The following is a 15,654-nucleotide window of genomic DNA, read 5'->3' as shown; positions in this document are numbered from 1 at the left end:
AAGGATTTCGAGTCCGAGAGAGGCGAGCAAATCGACAGGAAGAGCCCCGACCGATCGCCGACGCCGCAGCGGCTACGCGACCCGGAGCGCCGCGTACGCCGCGTCGTGGTCGCCGTCGAACCGGTCGAGGAGTTCGCGGACGGCCTGTTTCGTGGCGGCGTCGACGTGCGTGAGGACCATCCCCTCGTCGGGCTGGCCGTAGACGACGCTCCCCCCCTCTGGCGTCGCGAGCACGGCAGGAAGCGCCGCGAGGTCCTCCTCGCCGTGGACCTCGACGAGCGTCGTGGCGCCGGCCTCGATGCCGGCCGCGAGCAGTTCGAGCAGCTCCTCGGAGAGCCCGGCCGCGGGGTTCGCCACCTCGACGTGCCGGTCGAACCCCTCGATTGCGTCGCGTATCTCCGGGTCGACTGCCTCGCGCTTCGTCTTCCCGTCGACGAGCGCCACGCTCGGGTGGTAGCCCGCCTGCAACAGATGATAGGTGACCACGTCACCGACGCAGACGACGGGCTCGCCCGCGTCCGCGAGCAGTTCCTCGGCGTCGGTGTATATCGGTCCGAGGGGGTCCTTGAGCTCGCCGCGCAGCGCCTCCGGGAGTTCGAGGACGACGCTCATCGTCGCTATCGGACTTTCAGCGCGTACTTGCCGGGCTCGGTGATCTCCATCTCGGTCGCGATCTGTGACTGCTCGGGGTGGGCGATGACGACGTAGCCGGCCCAGTCCTCCGTCAGCGAGTTCGAGCCGCAGACCGGACACTGCTCGCCGTCGTCGACGTCGAGCACGCGGTGACAGTCGCGGCAGACGAGTCGTTTCGCCATCTAGTCACCCGAGGCGGCACGCTTCTGCCGCTCCTCTTCCAGCCAGCCGTGCTTGCCGAGGCCGACCTGTTTCGCCGTGAGCCCGATCTTCGAGTCACGGGGGTTCCGCTCGTCGATGCTCTTGGTGACGATGCGCGCGCGGACGGCGTCGCCGACGCCGAGTACGCGGTTGGAGTCGCGGGAGGCGAGCTGCTGGTTCTCGTCGTCGAACGCGAGATACTCGTCGGAGATCTGCGAGACGTGGAGCAGCCCGTCGACCGGGCCGATACCCACGAACGCGCCGAAGTTGACGACCTCGACGACCTCGCCGTCGACGACCTCCTGCATCTGGGGGTCGAAGGTGATGGCGTCGAAGTCCGCTTCGTAGTAGACGCCCGGGCGGTTGGGGATGACCGCACCGTCGCCGATGTCGTGGACCTTCGTCACGGTGACGACGGAGCCGACCTGCTCGTCCATCCGCCCCTCGAGTTTGTCCTGGAGGAGCTGTTTCACCAGCTCCGGCGATACGTCAGCGAGGTGCTCGGGCGGCACCTCGACCGTGTCCTTGAGTCTGACCCGTTTGTACATGTGTTAGTTCGTTACCGCGAGTTTCGACCGACCGCGTAAACAGATTATGGAAACGTCTCGCTCCCGTAATCGGCGTCTGAGCGGTCGGTCGTTCGTCACCACGTAGTCCACCGCGTCCGCGAGTTCGACGATGGCGTCGTCGGCGAACGTCGCCTCGGTCGACACGATCTCACATCGAGCGGCGAGGTCACGGCCCACCGACGCGGCCGTCGCCTCCTCCCCGCCACCGGCCGAGAGGTCGTCGAGTTCGGCCACCACGCTCTCGGGGACCACCGCCTCGTACGTGCCGAGGAGGCGGTCGAGTTCGTCGAACAGCCGAACGCCGCTCTCGACCGGCATCATCAGTGCGTTCGTGTCGACCGCGACGCGCATCTACTTCAGCGTGCCGACGCCGATGAGCCGCCAGCGGGCTCCCACGCGCCGGTTGATGGCGATCTTCGCCCCCTCGTCCGCACAGACGGGGCGCTTCAGCGCGACCTCACACTCGTCGCCACGCGCGGACGTGACGGAGCCGACGGTCGTCGCCGTGCCCACCGTCAGCATCAGCGGCTCGCCCGTCGAGATCTCCTCGACTTCGTCGTCGACGTCGCCCACGACGCGGTCGAGCAGGTCGACGTCCATCTCGAAGCCGTCACGTACTGGTGGCAGCGTCCCCGGCGGGCCAGCGACCTGTCCGGCGAGCGCGTCACCCTTCGTGAGCGACGGGTCGAGTCCTGTCCCGACGCCGATGAGGCCGCCGGGCGTGACGGTGTCGACCATCTCGCCGCCGGCCTGCAGCGACCGCACGGTCGTCTCGACGATCTCGTAGCCGTCGTCGACGTCGCGACCGGGCCGAATCTCGATCTCGTCGTCGACGTCGAGTTCGCCCGCGGTGAGCGACCCGCCGATGACGCCGCCCATCAGCTTGTCGAACGTCGTCCCCGGGCGGTTGATGTCGAACGAGCGGGCGACCTGCATCCGCGCGTCGGCGTCGGGGTCCCGTTCGGGCGTGGGGATGTGCTCCTCGATGGCGTCGATGAGCACGTCGATGTTGATCCCCCGCTGGGCGGAGATGGGGATGACCGGCGCGTCCTCGGCGACGGTGCCCTCCACGAACTCCTGGATTTGCTGGTAGTTGTCGCGGGCGCGCTCGCCGTCGACGAGGTCGATCTTGTTCTGCGCGATGACGATGTTCTCGATGCCGATGATGTCGAGCGCCATCAGGTGCTCTTCCGTCTGGGCCTGCGGCACCTGCTCGTTCGCACCGATGACGAGCACCGCACCGTCCATGATAGCCGCCCCCGAGAGCATCGTCGCCATCAGCGTCTCGTGACCGGGCGCGTCGACGAACGACACCGTCCGCGCGACCTCGGTCTCCTCGCCGTCGACCTCCTCCTCGACGGTGTAACACTCCGGTGGGTCGACACCCGGAATCTTCCGGAAGGTCGCGTCGGCGTAGCCGAGGCGGATGGAGATGCCGCGCTTCATCTCCTCGGAGTGCTGGTCGGTCCACTCCCCGGAAAGCGCCTGTACGAGGGTCGTCTTCCCGTGGTCGACGTGGCCGACCAGTCCGATGTTCACCTCCGGTTGTCGGTGGTTTGCAGTCATTGAGTAATTAGGGAAACTTCGCCCCGTGCGAGGTATAAATATACCGTTCCACCTTTTTTCCCCTCGGGTGTAGTTCGCACACCGCGTGGCGGCCCCGCCGCCACGGAATCAGTTGCCGGCAAGCCGGCAACCCGCTCGGCGAAAAGGTTGGAGTGAAAAAGCCGCAAGCTCGGCCTCGCCTGCGGCGGAACCGCTCGCTCTCGTCGGTCGCTCGACGGATGCTTCGGCACAGCACTGGCCTCGAACCGATGGTTTCGGCGGCGGTACAGGCGACCACGGCATGGTGTCGTCACGACACCGGCCGACTGCCATAGGCCCAGTAATTCGGGCTTATCGGCTGAAACGGCCGACGAGTATCTGGACGATGTTCGGGTAGTACCCGGCACGAACGCTTATTTTCCGGTTCGGTAAGCTGTGCGTACCGTGGCAGACGCCGGGGGAACGACGTGAAACGACGGACGCTGCTGTCGGCGGTCGGCGCAGTGGCGTCGCTGGGCATCGCGGACCGGACGACGCGCGCACCGGCCGAGCCACTCGTCGTGCGGATATGGCAGACTGAGGAAGCCGCGGCTCGGCCCTCCGCCCAGAAGCGTGCGGCGGGGTACGTCCGACAGGCACTGGAGGCCACCGGCCACGACGTCGCGGTGTCGTACGAGGAGGAGCCGCTCCGCTTCGATGGAAGCGACCAGCACGTCGAACGGGAGGCGTGGCCGAAGCGGGTGGTCGCGGGTGTCGCTGGCGCGTCGGCGGTCGACCCGGTCCGCGACGTGAACCTGCTCCTGACCGACGGTGCGGTGGCGCGACCGACTGCGGGCTACGCCTTCGACCACATCGCGGCCGTCCCCGGGGCCCGGTTCCTGGCGGCGATGCCCCCCGCAGACGAGTCGCCAGCCGTCGTCGACTACGGCGTCCCCGCGGCGGTCACACAGCTGCTCGTCCACGAGGTGGGCCACGCGCTCGGACTCGACCACGGACACGGGTCGGTCGCCGTCGACGGCGACACGGTCACGGTCTCGCCGATGGTGAGCGGCTACGCCTGGGCGCCCGACGAGCTCCGTGCGGACCAGTTGCCTGCCGGTATCTGTCGCGGGGGCGCGGTGAAAGCTGACGATAGGCGACGACGGCTGGCGATGCGGTTCTCCCCCTGCGCCGAAAGCGCGCTACGGTCGTACCGAGGCGGGCTGTTCTCGTAAGTCAACCTTAGGAAATCACAGGCTCGACCACCTCGCCAGACGCGGCCCATAACAAAACCCGTAGCGTTCATCGCCGGAGCCGATGTCTGAAAGAAATGCGGCAGAAAACTCCGGTACAGTCGAGTCGAGCGAGCGAGCGCAGTCCCCCGTGAACCGACGACGGTTCCTCGTGACCTCGGGTGCGCTCGGTATCGCCACACTCGTCGCTGGCTGTGGGAGCCCGGGTACGGGCGTGGGGACCGGCAACGGGACGACGACGGCCGACGGTGGCGTGACCACCTCCCCGACAGAGGGAGGCGAGATGACCGAAACGACCACGGAGGCGCCGGAGACCGAGACCGAAGGGGAGACCGAAGCAGAGACCGAAACCGAGGCGGGCGGTGACGCCCGCGTTCGCGTCGCGCACCTCTCGCCGAACGCGCCCAACGTAGACGTCTACGTCGACGACTCGGCCGTACTCGAAGACGTGGCGTTCGGCACGGTAAGCGACTACCTCGAGGTGGCTGCGGGCGCGCACACGGTCGAGATTACGGCGGCTGGTGACCCCGACACGTCCGTCTTCGAGGGCGAGGTCACAGCCGAGGCCGGAACGGACTACACCGTCGCCGCGATCGGCGAAGTCGGCGAGGACGCCGACCAGCCGTTCGAGCCGCTCGTGCTCATGGACAACAACGAGGCGCCCGACAGCGAGACAGCCCGCGTCCGCGCCGTCCACGCCTCACCGGACGCACCGGCCGTCGACATCACCGCGGGCGACACGGTCCTCTTCGATGGCGTCGCGTACGGTGGCTCCGGCGACGTCGAGGTTCCGGCCGGCGACTACACGGTCGAGATCCGCGGCGACACCCCGGAGAACGACGGCGAGGTGGCCGCCTCGTTCGACCTCACGCTCGAAGGCGGCACCGTCTACTCGGCGTTCGCCGCGGGCTATCTCACCCCTGACGACGAGCCAGCGAGCACGCCGTTCGACCTCATCGTCACGCAGGACAGCGGGGGCGCGTAACCACACGCGACTGCCTGCTGGACGCACCGGTCGCCACGCACGACCACCCCCACGCACGATTCTCACGCGGTGGTACTCGCCACCACATCTTTCACCCAGATGCCTGAGTCTCAGCTATGGTCTCGTTCGACGACTCCGAGACGGCCGAGGAACTGGCTGCCCGGGCACGGGCACTGATGGACGACGTGGTCATCCCGAAAGAGCGCCAGCTCAGAGGTGACACCGCGATCTCCCGCGGGACGGTGAAGGAACTGCGCGCGGCGGCCCGCGAGTACGACATCTACTGCCCGCAGATCCGCGAGGAGTGGGGCGGGATGGGCCACGACTTCCGGGACGTGCTGCCGGCGTTCGAGCAGGCCGGCCGGTCGCTGCTCGGGGCGACGGCGATGCGCGTCGACGCACCCGACGAGGGGAACATGCACCTCCTGGAACTGCAGGGGACGCAGCTCCAGAAGGAGCAGTATCTGAAGCCGCTCGTCGCGGGTGAGATCCGGTCGGGGTTCTCGATGACCGAGCCGATGCAAGGGGCCGGGTCGGACCCGAAGATGATCAAGACGCGTGCCGAGAAGGACGGCGACGAGTGGGTCATCGACGGCCACAAGTGGTGGACCACGCAGGGACTGGAGGCCGACGTGCTGCTGGTGTTCGCCCGCACCGACCTCGAGGCGCACCCCTACGAGGGCTGTTCGGTGTTCATCGTGCCGTCCGATGCGCCCGGGGTCGAGGTGGTCCGGGACGTCCCGCACCTCGGGAGCGAGATGACGGGGACGGGCCACGCCGAAATCAAGTACGACGGCGTGCGCGTCCCCGAAGAGCACCTGCTCGGCGAGGAGGGGAAGGGCTTCCAGCACGTCCAGGAGCGACTCGGCCCCGCCCGACTCACCCACTGTATGCGATTCTCGGGGATGGCACAGCGGTCCATCGACGTCGCCACCGCGTACCTCTCCGAGCGCGAAGCGTTCGGCGAGCCGCTCGCGGCGAAGCAGGGTCCCAGAAACGCCCTCGCGGACGCCGCGACCCGACTCACGGCCGCGCGGTCGCTGGTGCGGACGACCGCCGACCGCATCGCCGCCGGCGAGCAGGCTCGCGTCGAGGTGTCGATGAGCAAGACGTTCACGGCGAACGTCTGTCAGGACGTCATCGACACGTCGCTCCAGCTCTGTGGCGGGAACGGCATCGGCAAGGACCTCCCGCTCGCGGACTTCTACGAGTCGGTGCGGGCGTTCCGCATCATCGACGGCGCCGACGAGGTCCACCGCCGGACCATCGCCCGCGACGTGTTCGCCGACCCCGACTCCGCCGAACTGGACCCGGTAACCCGGTTCGACGCCTGAGGAAGCCCGGCGGGTAGACGCCGCCGGACAACTGCTGAAACTCGACGTGGGGACGTTGTGCGACGACGTGCTGATTGGTCGTGCAATCCACGCAACCAGTATCCGGATGTCACCTGGTGAGCACGAACAGCTATTGTTGAGGGAGTGGGTACGAACGGCCATCGTAGAGGACTGCCAACATATCGCATGGACGACGCGCTCGACGACATCCGCTTTCTCGCGGACTCGGAGCACCGTGCGGTGGTGATGTCCGCACTCGCCGACGGGCCACGTTCACGCGCCGATCTCCGCGACGTGACAGGGGCGTCGTCGGCCACCGTCGGCCGCATGCTGCAGGCGTTCGAGGAGCGGGGCTGGCTCGTCAGGAACGGCCACGAGTACGCGCTGACGGCGCTGGGGTCGTTCGTCGCGCGGAGCTTCGACGGACTCCACCGCGACATGGCGGCGGCCCGTGACCTCCACGAACTGCTCCCGGGCGTCCCGCTCGACGACATCGGCATCGGCGTCGAACAGTTGGCCGACGCGAGGGTGACGCGTGCGACCCACGAGAACCCCTTCGCGGTGGTCTCGCGCGTCCGCGAAATCGAACTCACCACCGACGCAGGCCTGAGCCTCACGGACTTCTTCCCCGAGCCGTGTATCGACGGTCGGTACGAGGCTGTCGTCGAGGGGGACCAGACGTTCGAGGCGGTGTTCGCCCCGGTCGTCATCGAGAAGGCCATGGCCTCCGACGCCGCCGAGAAGTTCGCGGCCATCGTCGCCGCGGACCGCTCGGATGTCTACGTCTACGAGGGGCCCATCGAACACCCCGTCATGTTCCACGACGGGCTGGCGTGTCTCATCGTCCGCAACGACCAGAACATCACGGAGGGGCTCATCGAGACCACCGACGAGACGGTCGTCGAGTGGGTCAAAGACGTGTTCGAACGGCACCGTGCCACCGCCCGGCGGTTGGCACCAGAGGAACTCGCGACGGGCGAGGGGGAGGTGGTGGCGTAAGGCGACGAACGCATCGAGCAGCATCCGCGAGGCCGAAGGCCGAGCGGTTCTCCGCGCCGAACGAAGTGAGGCGCGGTAGCGCCCGCGGACCGACGCGCCGCAGGCGCTATTTTCCGCAAGTTTTTGCCGTTATCGGACCGCGGCGCGGTCCGATAGCCCGTCGGATTCCAGCGGAATCCGACGACGGGGGGCTGAGGCCCGCAGGGCTGAAGCCCTCGCGCAAAAAGTGCTAGAGGAATTCCCTGACGTCCGAGTACCACATGTCGTGGTAGTCGACCTTGCCGACGCGCTCGGCGATGTGGACCGCGATGACGTGCCAGCAGAGCGCCGTGGGGTCGTCGGCGTCGAGGTTGTACTGCGCGTCGCGGCACTGGCAGGCGCCGTCCTCGACGACGTACTCGTCCTCGTGGCCGACGACGACGGTGAAGTCGTTGTACTCCTTGACGCGCTCCTCGGCGACGGCTTCGATGGCCTTCGCGCCGCGCTCGCCGTGGAGTTTGAGGATGCGGTCGACTACGTCGGGGGAGAGCTCCCCCGAGTCGTCGAGCGCCGTCTGCCACGCCTCGACCGCGTTCACGTCCGGAGTTCTCGGCGGGATGGCAAAAGGGTATGGAACCGGGAGCGTCGGCATCCGTGTCGCTTATTCGCCGGCGGGCGGACTCCGAGGTATGGAGGTCACCGAGGGCCACGTGACGCTGTCCATCCCCGAGGCGCGCCACGGCGCGAGCGAGGGCGCGGGCGACGACGTGTTCTACAACCCGACCCAGGAGTTGAACCGCGACGTGACCGTAGCCGTCCTCGGGGCCGTCGCCGACGGAGAGTGTCCGGGCATCGAGGCCGGCACGGGGTCGTATCTCGACGCGATGGCCGCTTCGGGGATTCGTGGCCTGCGAGCGGCGGACGCCGGCTGGGACACGACCTGTGTCGACATCGACGACGAGGCCGTGGCTCTCGCGCGCGAGAACTTCGCGAACAACGACCTGGACGGCGAGTGCGTCCGGGCGAACGCGAACGCCCACATGCACGAGTCGTGGCACGACGTGGTCGACCTCGACCCGTTCGGGACGCCGATCCCGTTCCTCGACGCGGCCTGCAACTCGGCGCGCGACCTGCTGTGTGTGACGGCGACCGACACCGCGCCGCTGTGTGGCGCGCACTTCGAGAGCGGCGTTCGGAAGTACGGGACGGTCCCGCGGAACACCGACTTCCACAGCGAGATGGGCGTCCGTGTGCTGCTGTCGGCGTGTGTCCGGACCGCCGCGCGCTACGACGTGGCCGCGACGCCCGTGTTGACCCACGCGACGAGCCACTACGTCCGGACGTATCTCGCACTCGACACCGGGGCACAGCGGGCGAACGCGAAGATAGACGACCTGGGGTACGTCGACTGGTGCCGCGAGTGTCTCTGGCGCGTCTGTTCGAAGGGGCTCATCGCCGACCCGCACGACGCGTGCCCCCACTGCGGCGGCGACGTGCAGACGGCGGGGCCCATCTGGCTCGGCGACACGCACGGCGCCGGGTTCGTGGCGGCGGTCCGCGAGCGCGTCACCGACGGGATGGGGTCGGCGAAGCGTGCGCGGAAGCTCCTCGACCGACTCGGTGGCGAACTCCACGAGCCGACCCACTACGACCAGCACGAGCTGTACGGGCTGTGGGGCGAACCCGCCATCGGCATGGACGAGTTCCTCGACGAACTCCGGGCGGCGGGCCACGAGGCCTCGCGGAGCCACTACGGTGGGACGACGTTCAAGACGCCGGCGTCGGTCGAGGAGATTCGCGACGCCGTGCTGTAGTCGCATCCCACGACGTATTTGTAGCCGAGGCGAGAACCAGGAGACGTGAATCGACAGGCTCCTGGACTGGTCTCGCTGGGCCGGGCGGTCGTGGAGGCCGTCCGCTCGGACCGGATTACGTTCATCGCGGCCAGCCTCGCGTACTACGGCTTCATCTCGCTGCTGCCGCTGATGCTGCTCGCGCTCGTCGCCGCCTCGGTCATCGGCGGCCCGGAACTCGCGGCGGAGGTCGGTGCGGAGGTGGCCGCCTCGCTCGGGCCGCAGGCCGGCGACCTCGTGGTCGACGCGCTCACCGACGCCGCCGGCCGGGGGGGTGCGACCGTCGTCGGGATCGGAGTGCTGCTGTGGTCCGGACTGAAGCTGTTCCGCGGGATGGACGTGGCGTTCTCGACCATCTACGGGACGGCGAGCGAGGAGTCGTTCCTCGACCAGTTGCGCGACGCCAGCGTCACGCTACTCGGGGTGGGGTTCGGGCTGGTCGTGACGCTCGTCGTCGGCATCGCCACCGCCCAGTTCGACCGGGTCGTCGCCGGGGTCGACGTGTTCAACGTCGTCGGCTCGGTCGTCCTCCTCGTAGGCCTTACCGCGGCGTTCCTCCCGCTGTACTACGTGCTGCCGGACCGCGGCGGCATCACCGTCCGCGAGGCCGTCCCCGGCGCGCTGTTCGCCGCGGTCGGCTGGGTCGCGCTCACCACGGGCTTTCGCATCTACGCCGGTGTCGCCACGAGCTATCAGGCGTACGGCGTCCTCGGCGGCGTGCTCCTGCTCGTCACGTTCCTCTACTTCGGCGGGCTCATCCTGCTGGTTGGCGTCGTGCTCAACGCCGTGATCGCCGGGCGCATCGACGAGGGGACGAACCTCGACCTCCCCGAGGAGCTGCGTGACCTCGTGGACCGACCGGAGACTGCCGCGGCAGATGGGGAGCAATTATCAGGTAGGGCTACATTCGGAGGGATAGACGTGGCCGACGACGAGGAACTGGAGTCGGAGATACGAGCGCTCCGCGAGGAGTTGGCGGAGATGGAAGAACGGGTCGACGAGCGGACGGTCCACCGTGAAGACATCGAGCGTGACCTGAAGAAGTACGTTCGCTCGCGCGTCCGTCGGGGCAAGGCCCGCGGCTGGGGGCCGTATCTCGTGCTCCTGTACGGCACCGGGATGACGCTGGGTGCGTTCTACTTCCTCTCGGGTGGCTGGGCCATCCTCGCGATGCTCGTCGTCTGGCTCTCGACGCTCGGCCTCTACGTGCTGATGCTCATCGTCGGCGTGACCGTCGGCGTCGCCGGCCTGCCCGGAAAGCTGAAAGAGCGCGTGGACGACATTCGGAGCTGAGATGAGCCACGGTGTCGGCGTCACGGAGGCGCTCCAGTCGCTGCCCGACGCGGTGTACCTGCTGTTCGCGCTGCTCACGCAGCTCGGCGACCTGTGGTTCTACTTCCTCGCGCTCACGCTCGTGTACGCGTTCGGAGAATCGCTCGTCGACGACGCACTCTCGCGCGAGCGGGTCGCCGTCGTCATCGCCATCGCCCTCGGCGCGCTCGCGGTCGTCGCGGGGCTCAAGGCGTTCTTCGCCCACCCTCGTCCGCCGGGTGCCGAGACGCTGCGTCCCATCGCGTGGCTCCCCACTGCGCTCGTTCCCCTGGTCGAGAGCCTCGCGACCGGCGACGGGTTCAGCCTCCCCTCGGGACACGCCACCGGGAGCGCGGCCGTCTACGCGGGCGCGGCGCTCGTCCTCCGGTACGGTCGCGACCGGACGCGCTACCTGCTCGCCGCCGCTGTCATCGCTGTCGTCGCCGCGTCGCGGGTCGTCCTCGGCGTCCACTACCTCGGCGACGTGCTGCTCGGCGTCGGCGTCGGCCTCGCGTACGCGGGGCTGGTCTACTGGGTGACGGATGGCGGCGCGAACGTGAAGCGGGCGTTCACGCTCGCGGTCCTCGCCGCCGCCGTCGCCGCGGCCGTCCACTTCTCGGTCGACACGCTCTCGGCGCTCGGCGGCGCGCTCGGCGGCCGCATCGGCTGGACGGTGTTCGGCGAGCGAGCGGCAGCCGGCACCGTCACCAGCCGAGAGGGTGCGGTCGCGGCCGTCGTGGCGCTCACGGTCGGCGGCGTGTTCATCGGCGCGGCCTTCGCCGGCGAGACGCCGGTCGTCGGCTTCGTCGGGGCCGGGCTGGGGCTCGCAGCGGTGCTCGGCGCACCGCTCGCGGCGCGTCGTGTCCTCCGAAAAGACCTCGTGGGTTGAGCGACCACGGATACGGGGTCGCGGTCAGCGAACGGTTCTAGAACGTGGGTGTTAGAACGTCTCGAGGTACTGGTCGAGTTCCCACTGGGAGACCTCGACGAGGTACTCCTTGAACTCCGAGCGCTTCGCCTCGACGAACTTCGGCCCGATGTGCGGGCCGAGCGCCTCGAAGACGGCCTCGTCGGCTTCGAGCGCGTCGACGGCCTCGCCGAGGTTCGTCGGGAGCGTCTCGATACCGTACTCCTCGCGCTTCTCCTCGTCGAACTCGTAGATGTTCTCGCGGACCGGATCGGGGCAGTCGAGCCCCTGCTCGATGCCGTCGAGACCGGCGTGGATGAGCACGGCAAAGGCGAGATACGGGTTACACGACGGGTCGGGGAAGCGGGCCTCGATACGCGAGGCGGCCGGGACGCGGGCGGCCGGCTTGCGGATGAGCGCCGAGCGGTTGCGGTCGGACCACGCGACGTACACCGGGGCTTCGTAGCCGGGGACGAGGCGCTTGTAGCTGTTGACCGTCGGGTTCGTCACGGCGGCGAGCGCCGGGGCGTGCTCGAGGATGCCGGCGGTGAACTGCTTGGCTTCTTCCGAGAGGTTGAACTCGTCGTCGTCGGAGTGGAACGCGTTCTCGCCGTCCTCGGTGAACAGCGAGATGTGGGTGTGCATCCCCGAGCCGTTGATGCGCGCGATGGGCTTGGGCATGAACGTCGCGTGAAGGTCGTGCCCCGCGGCGATGGCGCGAACCACGGTCCGGAACGTCCCGACGTTGTCGGCCGTCGTGAGGGCGTCGTCGTACGTGAAGTTGATCTCGTGCTGGCCCTCGGCGACCTCGTGGTGCGAAGCTTCGATGTCGAAGCCCATGTCCTCGAGGCCGTAGATGATGTCACGGCGGACGTCGGACGCGAGGTCCTTCGGCGCGAGGTCGAAGTAGCCGCCAGCGTCGTTCGTCTTCGTCGTCGCGCGACCCTCCTCGTCGTGCTCGAACAGGAAGAACTCGGGTTCGGGCGCGGCGTTGACGGTGTATCCCATGTCGTGGGCGCGCTGGAGCGCCTGCTTCAGAATGTACCGCGGGTCGCCCTCGAACGGCTCACCCGTCGAGGTGTTGATGACGTCACAGATGAGCCGCGCGGAGGCGTGCTCCTCGGTGTTCCGCCACGGCAGGATGGCGAACGTCTCGGGGTCGGGCTTGAGCCGCATGTCGGACTCCTGGATGCGGACGAACCCTTCGATGGAGGAGCCGTCGAAGTAGATACCTTCGGTGAACGCCTTCTCAGCCTGCTCGGCGGGAACGGAGACGTTCTTCACCGTCCCCAGGATGTCGGTGAACTGCAGGCGCAGGAAGTCGACGTTCTTCTCCTCGATCTCGTCTACGACGCGCTGGGCCTCTTCGGAGAGCCCCCCGTCGGTGGCAATGTTTTCCTCTGTCATCGTTTTGGGCACGCGGAACGACCATCCGAGACACTAAAACCCTACCTATCCTCGCAAAAAATTCTCTACGCCCATCGGAACTGGATATTCGTAAAATTCTAATGGGTGGAGTGAGTGGTGGGGTGTAATGACGTACGAAAACCTGGACCGGAAACTGGTGAATGCCCTGCTGCACGACGGCCGGGCGTCGCTCCGCTCGCTGGCTGAAGACCTCGACGTCTCCGTGACGACCGTCTCGAACCACCTCTCGGACCTCGAAGAAGACGGCATCATCCGCGGCTACACGCCCATCGTCGACTACGACAAGCTCGGGTACGACGTCACCGCGGTCATCCAGCTGAAGTGCGAGGGGTCGGCCCTGCCGGACATCACCGAGCGGCTCCGCGAGCACACCCAGATGGTCTCGGTGTACGAGGTGACCGGCGACCACGACATCGTGGCCATCGGCAAGTTCACCGACACCGACCACATGAACGAGCAGATCAAGGAGCTGCTCATCGACCCCGACATCAAGGAGTCGAACACGAGCGTCGTGCTCAACACCGTCGTCGAGAACCAGCAGTTCGACCTCGACTACTAACGCACGTTTTGCGCGAGGCTGCTCGCTTCGCTCGGCCCCCGTCGTCGGACCGCGCCGCGGGCATAGTCGACAGCCGCGTGCGCCCTCACGTTACGCGGCTTCAGCTCACGAAGCCCCGAGCAATGGCTGGAACAGACCGTGGCACAGCAAAATCCTCGTGGCCGGGAGTTACCACACTTCGCCCGACGTAGCTCCGGCCAGCCGTTTAGTGGCTCCCGCGTCCACTCTGGACTGGACCATGAGCGTGGTCGACAAGCTCAAGAGCGTCGTCACGGGTGACGACTCGCTCGACGAGACGCGCTTCGAGTGTACCGACTGCGGAGCCGAGTTCGGCTCGTACAAGGAGCCGAAGCGGGTGTCCTGCCAGGAGTGTCTGAGCCGCGAAGTCGAGCCGGTCACGAAGGCCTGAACGCGACCAGAAGTCCCTTGCCGAGCGGCGGCGAACCGCTGGCATGGACTGTCCGAACTGCGGCGGCCCGATGGTCGCCTACACCGTTCCCGATTCTCTCGCCGAGTTCGTCGACGACGCCACCGTCGCCTCGTGTACGCGCTGTCTGACCCTCCGCCCCGCCGACGCTGGGGGCGCGCCCGACTTCTCACACGTCTCCGACGAGTTCCCCGAAGGTGACGCGGGCGCGGCGATGGCGCTGGCACTCGGGATGCTCGACTCGCTCGCGCTCAACCGCGCGAACATCGAGGGGCTCGTGCGCGCCGCAGAGGCAGAGGGCGTCGACCCGCTGCTGCTCATCGACCGCCTGCAGGCACAGGGCAACGTCCGGCTCCACTTCGACGTGAGCCGGCGCCGACACCAGCTCGAACAGTTGCTGTAGTCAGGCAGGTATCCACCGAATCGCGGTCAGTGGGTGCAGCGGGTTCGCTCCGAGGACGTCGTACTCGACCGCTTGCACCGCGATATCTTCGTGTGTTCGCAACGCGTCGAGCAGGCTGGTGTCGTAGCCTCTGACGCGTGCGTAGTGCCGCCGCAAGAGTCCGAGCGTCGTCTCGGGATGGGCGTCGACCTGTTCGAGGTGGACGCCACCGACCACGGTCCCCGAACGCGCGAGCGCTGCGAACCGGTCGACGACCCCCTCGACGTCGGAGAGCGTCGTGAGTGCCCCGCGAGTGAACACGAGGCTGTCACCCGCCACCGCTTCCATGAGACTCCAGTCGCCGTGGAAGTCGAACGGCTCGACCGAGAGACGACCGCCGCCGAAGAGGGCGCGGGCCAGCGCCACGCCGTTCTCCGCAGACTCACCGCCGACGACCCCCGTCTCGGGCAGGGCCTCGGCGATGGGGTCGAGCGCCGCCCCCCAGCCACAACCGAGGTCGAAGACGGTGTCAGGCGTCGACTCAACCCCTCGAAGCGCGTCGCGGACCGCCTGCGCGTCGCGGTCGCACAGGGTCTCGGGACTCGCGAGAAACAGGTCTCCGCCGACGGAGACGGCACCGGGGTCCGCGCGGCCCCTCGCGTAGATTCGACTCGCGAGTTCCTCGGGGGCGACTCCACCAGTGCGATACTCCTCGAGGATGTGTCCGTACAGGTCGTCGTACGTCTCGACGGACGTGTACGCCGTGGGGTCAGTCGGTGGGTCACCCGCGGGGTCGAGCAGGTATCGTGCCCACGCGGAGTGTGCCGGGAGGTCGGCGAGGTCGAGCGGTCTCATCGGACCCTCCGGCAGTAGGTCGTCGGTCGGTACGGGCGGTCGGCCGTGGACAGTTGCATCGCTACCACCCGTTTCGGGACAGAGAACGCGTCCAGTTCAACGGCACACCGGGGTCGGTCATAGGCGTTGTGGTGGCGGGTCCGTGCGCTTTTCCCGTTCCCCCCGAAACGCGGCGTATGGGCGACCATCCCCACGAGGACGGTATCCAGTTGCTGTACGCCGCCGACGAGACTCAGCCGAGCGCCGCGCTCGTCCACGGCGAGTCGGGCCCGACGCTCAGGGTCAACACCGGCCACACGGACGACGCGGTCGGCGCACAGCTCGACCTCATCGCGGCGCACGTTCGCTGGCTGGCCGACCGCACCGACGTGCCCGTCTCGCAGGTGGCGACGGACGCTGCGAAGCTCGCCGAGCGGGCAGACGGCTTCGACGAACGGTGAGCGACGGCCCGTAGC

The 15,654-nt window shown here is 68.0% G+C and carries 19 protein-coding genes; 11 read left to right on the top strand and 8 right to left on the bottom strand.

What is annotated here, in order from left to right:
* Positions 1–72: 72 nt before the first annotated feature.
* Genes NL126_RS11715 through NL126_RS11695 form a run of 5 tightly spaced genes read right to left on the bottom strand, consistent with a single transcriptional unit; the run spans position 73 to position 2,969 of the window.
* Positions 73–612, bottom strand: coding sequence for a GTP-dependent dephospho-CoA kinase family protein (locus tag NL126_RS11715; RefSeq protein WP_255195058.1), 540 nt, complete (start codon positions 610–612; stop codon positions 73–75).
* A 5-nt stretch (positions 613–617) separates the two neighbouring features.
* Complete coding sequence (gene spt4, locus NL126_RS11710) at positions 618–815, bottom strand: transcription elongation factor subunit Spt4 (RefSeq protein ID WP_255195057.1); 198 nt, start codon at positions 813–815, stop codon at positions 618–620.
* Positions 816–1,382, bottom strand: coding sequence for a DNA-directed RNA polymerase (locus NL126_RS11705; protein ID WP_255195056.1), 567 nt, complete (start codon positions 1,380–1,382; stop codon positions 816–818). It lies immediately after the preceding gene.
* Between the two features lie 3 nt (positions 1,383–1,385).
* Entirely contained in the window at positions 1,386–1,754 is a 369-nt protein-coding gene (locus NL126_RS11700) for a type II toxin-antitoxin system VapC family toxin (RefSeq protein WP_255195055.1), read from the bottom strand.
* Positions 1,755–2,969, bottom strand: coding sequence for a translation initiation factor IF-2 subunit gamma (locus NL126_RS11695; protein WP_255195054.1), 1,215 nt, complete (start codon positions 2,967–2,969; stop codon positions 1,755–1,757).
* A gap of 446 nt (positions 2,970–3,415) precedes the next feature.
* Between NL126_RS11695 and NL126_RS11690 the strand changes: the two genes are divergently transcribed.
* The 4 genes from NL126_RS11690 to NL126_RS11675 all read left to right on the top strand — a co-directional run bounded on the left by NL126_RS11690 (position 3,416) and on the right by NL126_RS11675 (position 7,498).
* The gene (locus NL126_RS11690) at positions 3,416–4,162 is read left to right on the top strand and encodes a zinc metalloprotease (RefSeq protein WP_255195053.1); all 747 of its coding nucleotides are present in this window, start codon (positions 3,416–3,418) and stop codon (positions 4,160–4,162) included.
* A gap of 148 nt (positions 4,163–4,310) precedes the next feature.
* Entirely contained in the window at positions 4,311–5,165 is an 855-nt protein-coding gene (locus tag NL126_RS11685; RefSeq protein ID WP_255195052.1) for a DUF4397 domain-containing protein, read from the top strand.
* Positions 5,166–5,281: 116 nt separating this feature from the next.
* A complete protein-coding gene (locus NL126_RS11680) occupies positions 5,282–6,499 on the top strand; it encodes an acyl-CoA dehydrogenase family protein (protein ID WP_255195051.1) in 1,218 nt (405 codons plus the stop codon).
* Positions 6,500–6,685: 186 nt separating this feature from the next.
* A complete protein-coding gene (locus NL126_RS11675) occupies positions 6,686–7,498 on the top strand; it encodes a helix-turn-helix transcriptional regulator (RefSeq protein WP_255195050.1) in 813 nt (270 codons plus the stop codon).
* A 229-nt stretch (positions 7,499–7,727) separates the two neighbouring features.
* On the opposite strand, the gene NL126_RS11670 is transcribed toward NL126_RS11675, so the two are convergent.
* Positions 7,728–8,129: a hypothetical protein gene (locus tag NL126_RS11670; protein ID WP_350355451.1), complete on the bottom strand. Its 402-nt coding sequence runs from the start codon at positions 8,127–8,129 to the stop codon at positions 7,728–7,730.
* A 37-nt stretch (positions 8,130–8,166) separates the two neighbouring features.
* Here NL126_RS11670 and NL126_RS11665 point away from each other — a divergent pair, with 37 nt between their 5' ends.
* From NL126_RS11665 to NL126_RS11655, 3 genes are read left to right on the top strand one after another with little or no spacing between them, the layout of a single operon-like run.
* On the top strand, positions 8,167–9,291 hold the full coding sequence (locus NL126_RS11665) for a tRNA (guanine(26)-N(2))-dimethyltransferase (RefSeq protein ID WP_255195048.1): 1,125 nt from the start codon (positions 8,167–8,169) through the stop codon (positions 9,289–9,291).
* 45 nt (positions 9,292–9,336) lie between these two features.
* On the top strand, positions 9,337–10,623 hold the full coding sequence (locus NL126_RS11660; RefSeq protein WP_255195047.1) for a YihY/virulence factor BrkB family protein: 1,287 nt from the start codon (positions 9,337–9,339) through the stop codon (positions 10,621–10,623).
* Between the two features lies 1 nt (position 10,624).
* Entirely contained in the window at positions 10,625–11,530 is a 906-nt protein-coding gene (locus NL126_RS11655; RefSeq protein ID WP_255195046.1) for a phosphatase PAP2 family protein, read from the top strand.
* A gap of 51 nt (positions 11,531–11,581) precedes the next feature.
* Here the strand turns inward: NL126_RS11655 and glnA are convergent, their stop codons facing one another.
* Positions 11,582–12,955, bottom strand: a complete 1,374-nt coding sequence (gene glnA / locus NL126_RS11650) for a type I glutamate--ammonia ligase (protein WP_255195045.1) — start codon at positions 12,953–12,955, stop codon at positions 11,582–11,584.
* A gap of 127 nt (positions 12,956–13,082) precedes the next feature.
* On the opposite strand from glnA, the gene lrp reads away from it, so the two are divergent.
* The 3 genes from lrp (at position 13,083) to NL126_RS11635 (ending at position 14,365) form a co-directional block, all read left to right on the top strand.
* The gene (lrp, locus tag NL126_RS11645) at positions 13,083–13,535 is read left to right on the top strand and encodes an HTH-type transcriptional regulator Lrp (RefSeq protein ID WP_255195044.1); all 453 of its coding nucleotides are present in this window, start codon (positions 13,083–13,085) and stop codon (positions 13,533–13,535) included.
* A gap of 238 nt (positions 13,536–13,773) precedes the next feature.
* Positions 13,774–13,944 carry a hypothetical protein gene (locus NL126_RS11640; protein WP_255195043.1) on the top strand — a complete coding sequence of 57 codons (171 nt, stop codon included), beginning with the start codon at positions 13,774–13,776 and terminating at the stop codon, positions 13,942–13,944.
* A 43-nt stretch (positions 13,945–13,987) separates the two neighbouring features.
* Positions 13,988–14,365, top strand: a complete 378-nt coding sequence (locus NL126_RS11635; RefSeq protein WP_255195042.1) for a DUF6276 family protein — start codon at positions 13,988–13,990, stop codon at positions 14,363–14,365.
* Here the strand turns inward: NL126_RS11635 and NL126_RS11630 are convergent, their stop codons facing one another.
* Complete coding sequence (locus NL126_RS11630; protein WP_255195041.1) at positions 14,366–15,199, bottom strand: class I SAM-dependent methyltransferase; 834 nt, start codon at positions 15,197–15,199, stop codon at positions 14,366–14,368. It lies immediately after the preceding gene.
* A 176-nt stretch (positions 15,200–15,375) separates the two neighbouring features.
* Here NL126_RS11630 and NL126_RS11625 point away from each other — a divergent pair, with 176 nt between their 5' ends.
* On the top strand, positions 15,376–15,639 hold the full coding sequence (locus NL126_RS11625) for a DUF8113 family protein (RefSeq protein WP_255195040.1): 264 nt from the start codon (positions 15,376–15,378) through the stop codon (positions 15,637–15,639).
* Positions 15,640–15,654 lie beyond the last annotated feature (15 nt).

Source organism: Halorarius litoreus (assembly GCF_024362405.1).
Classification (GTDB): domain Archaea; phylum Halobacteriota; class Halobacteria; order Halobacteriales; family Haloarculaceae; genus Halorarius; species Halorarius litoreus.
This window is presented reverse-complemented; position numbering and strand designations above follow the sequence as displayed.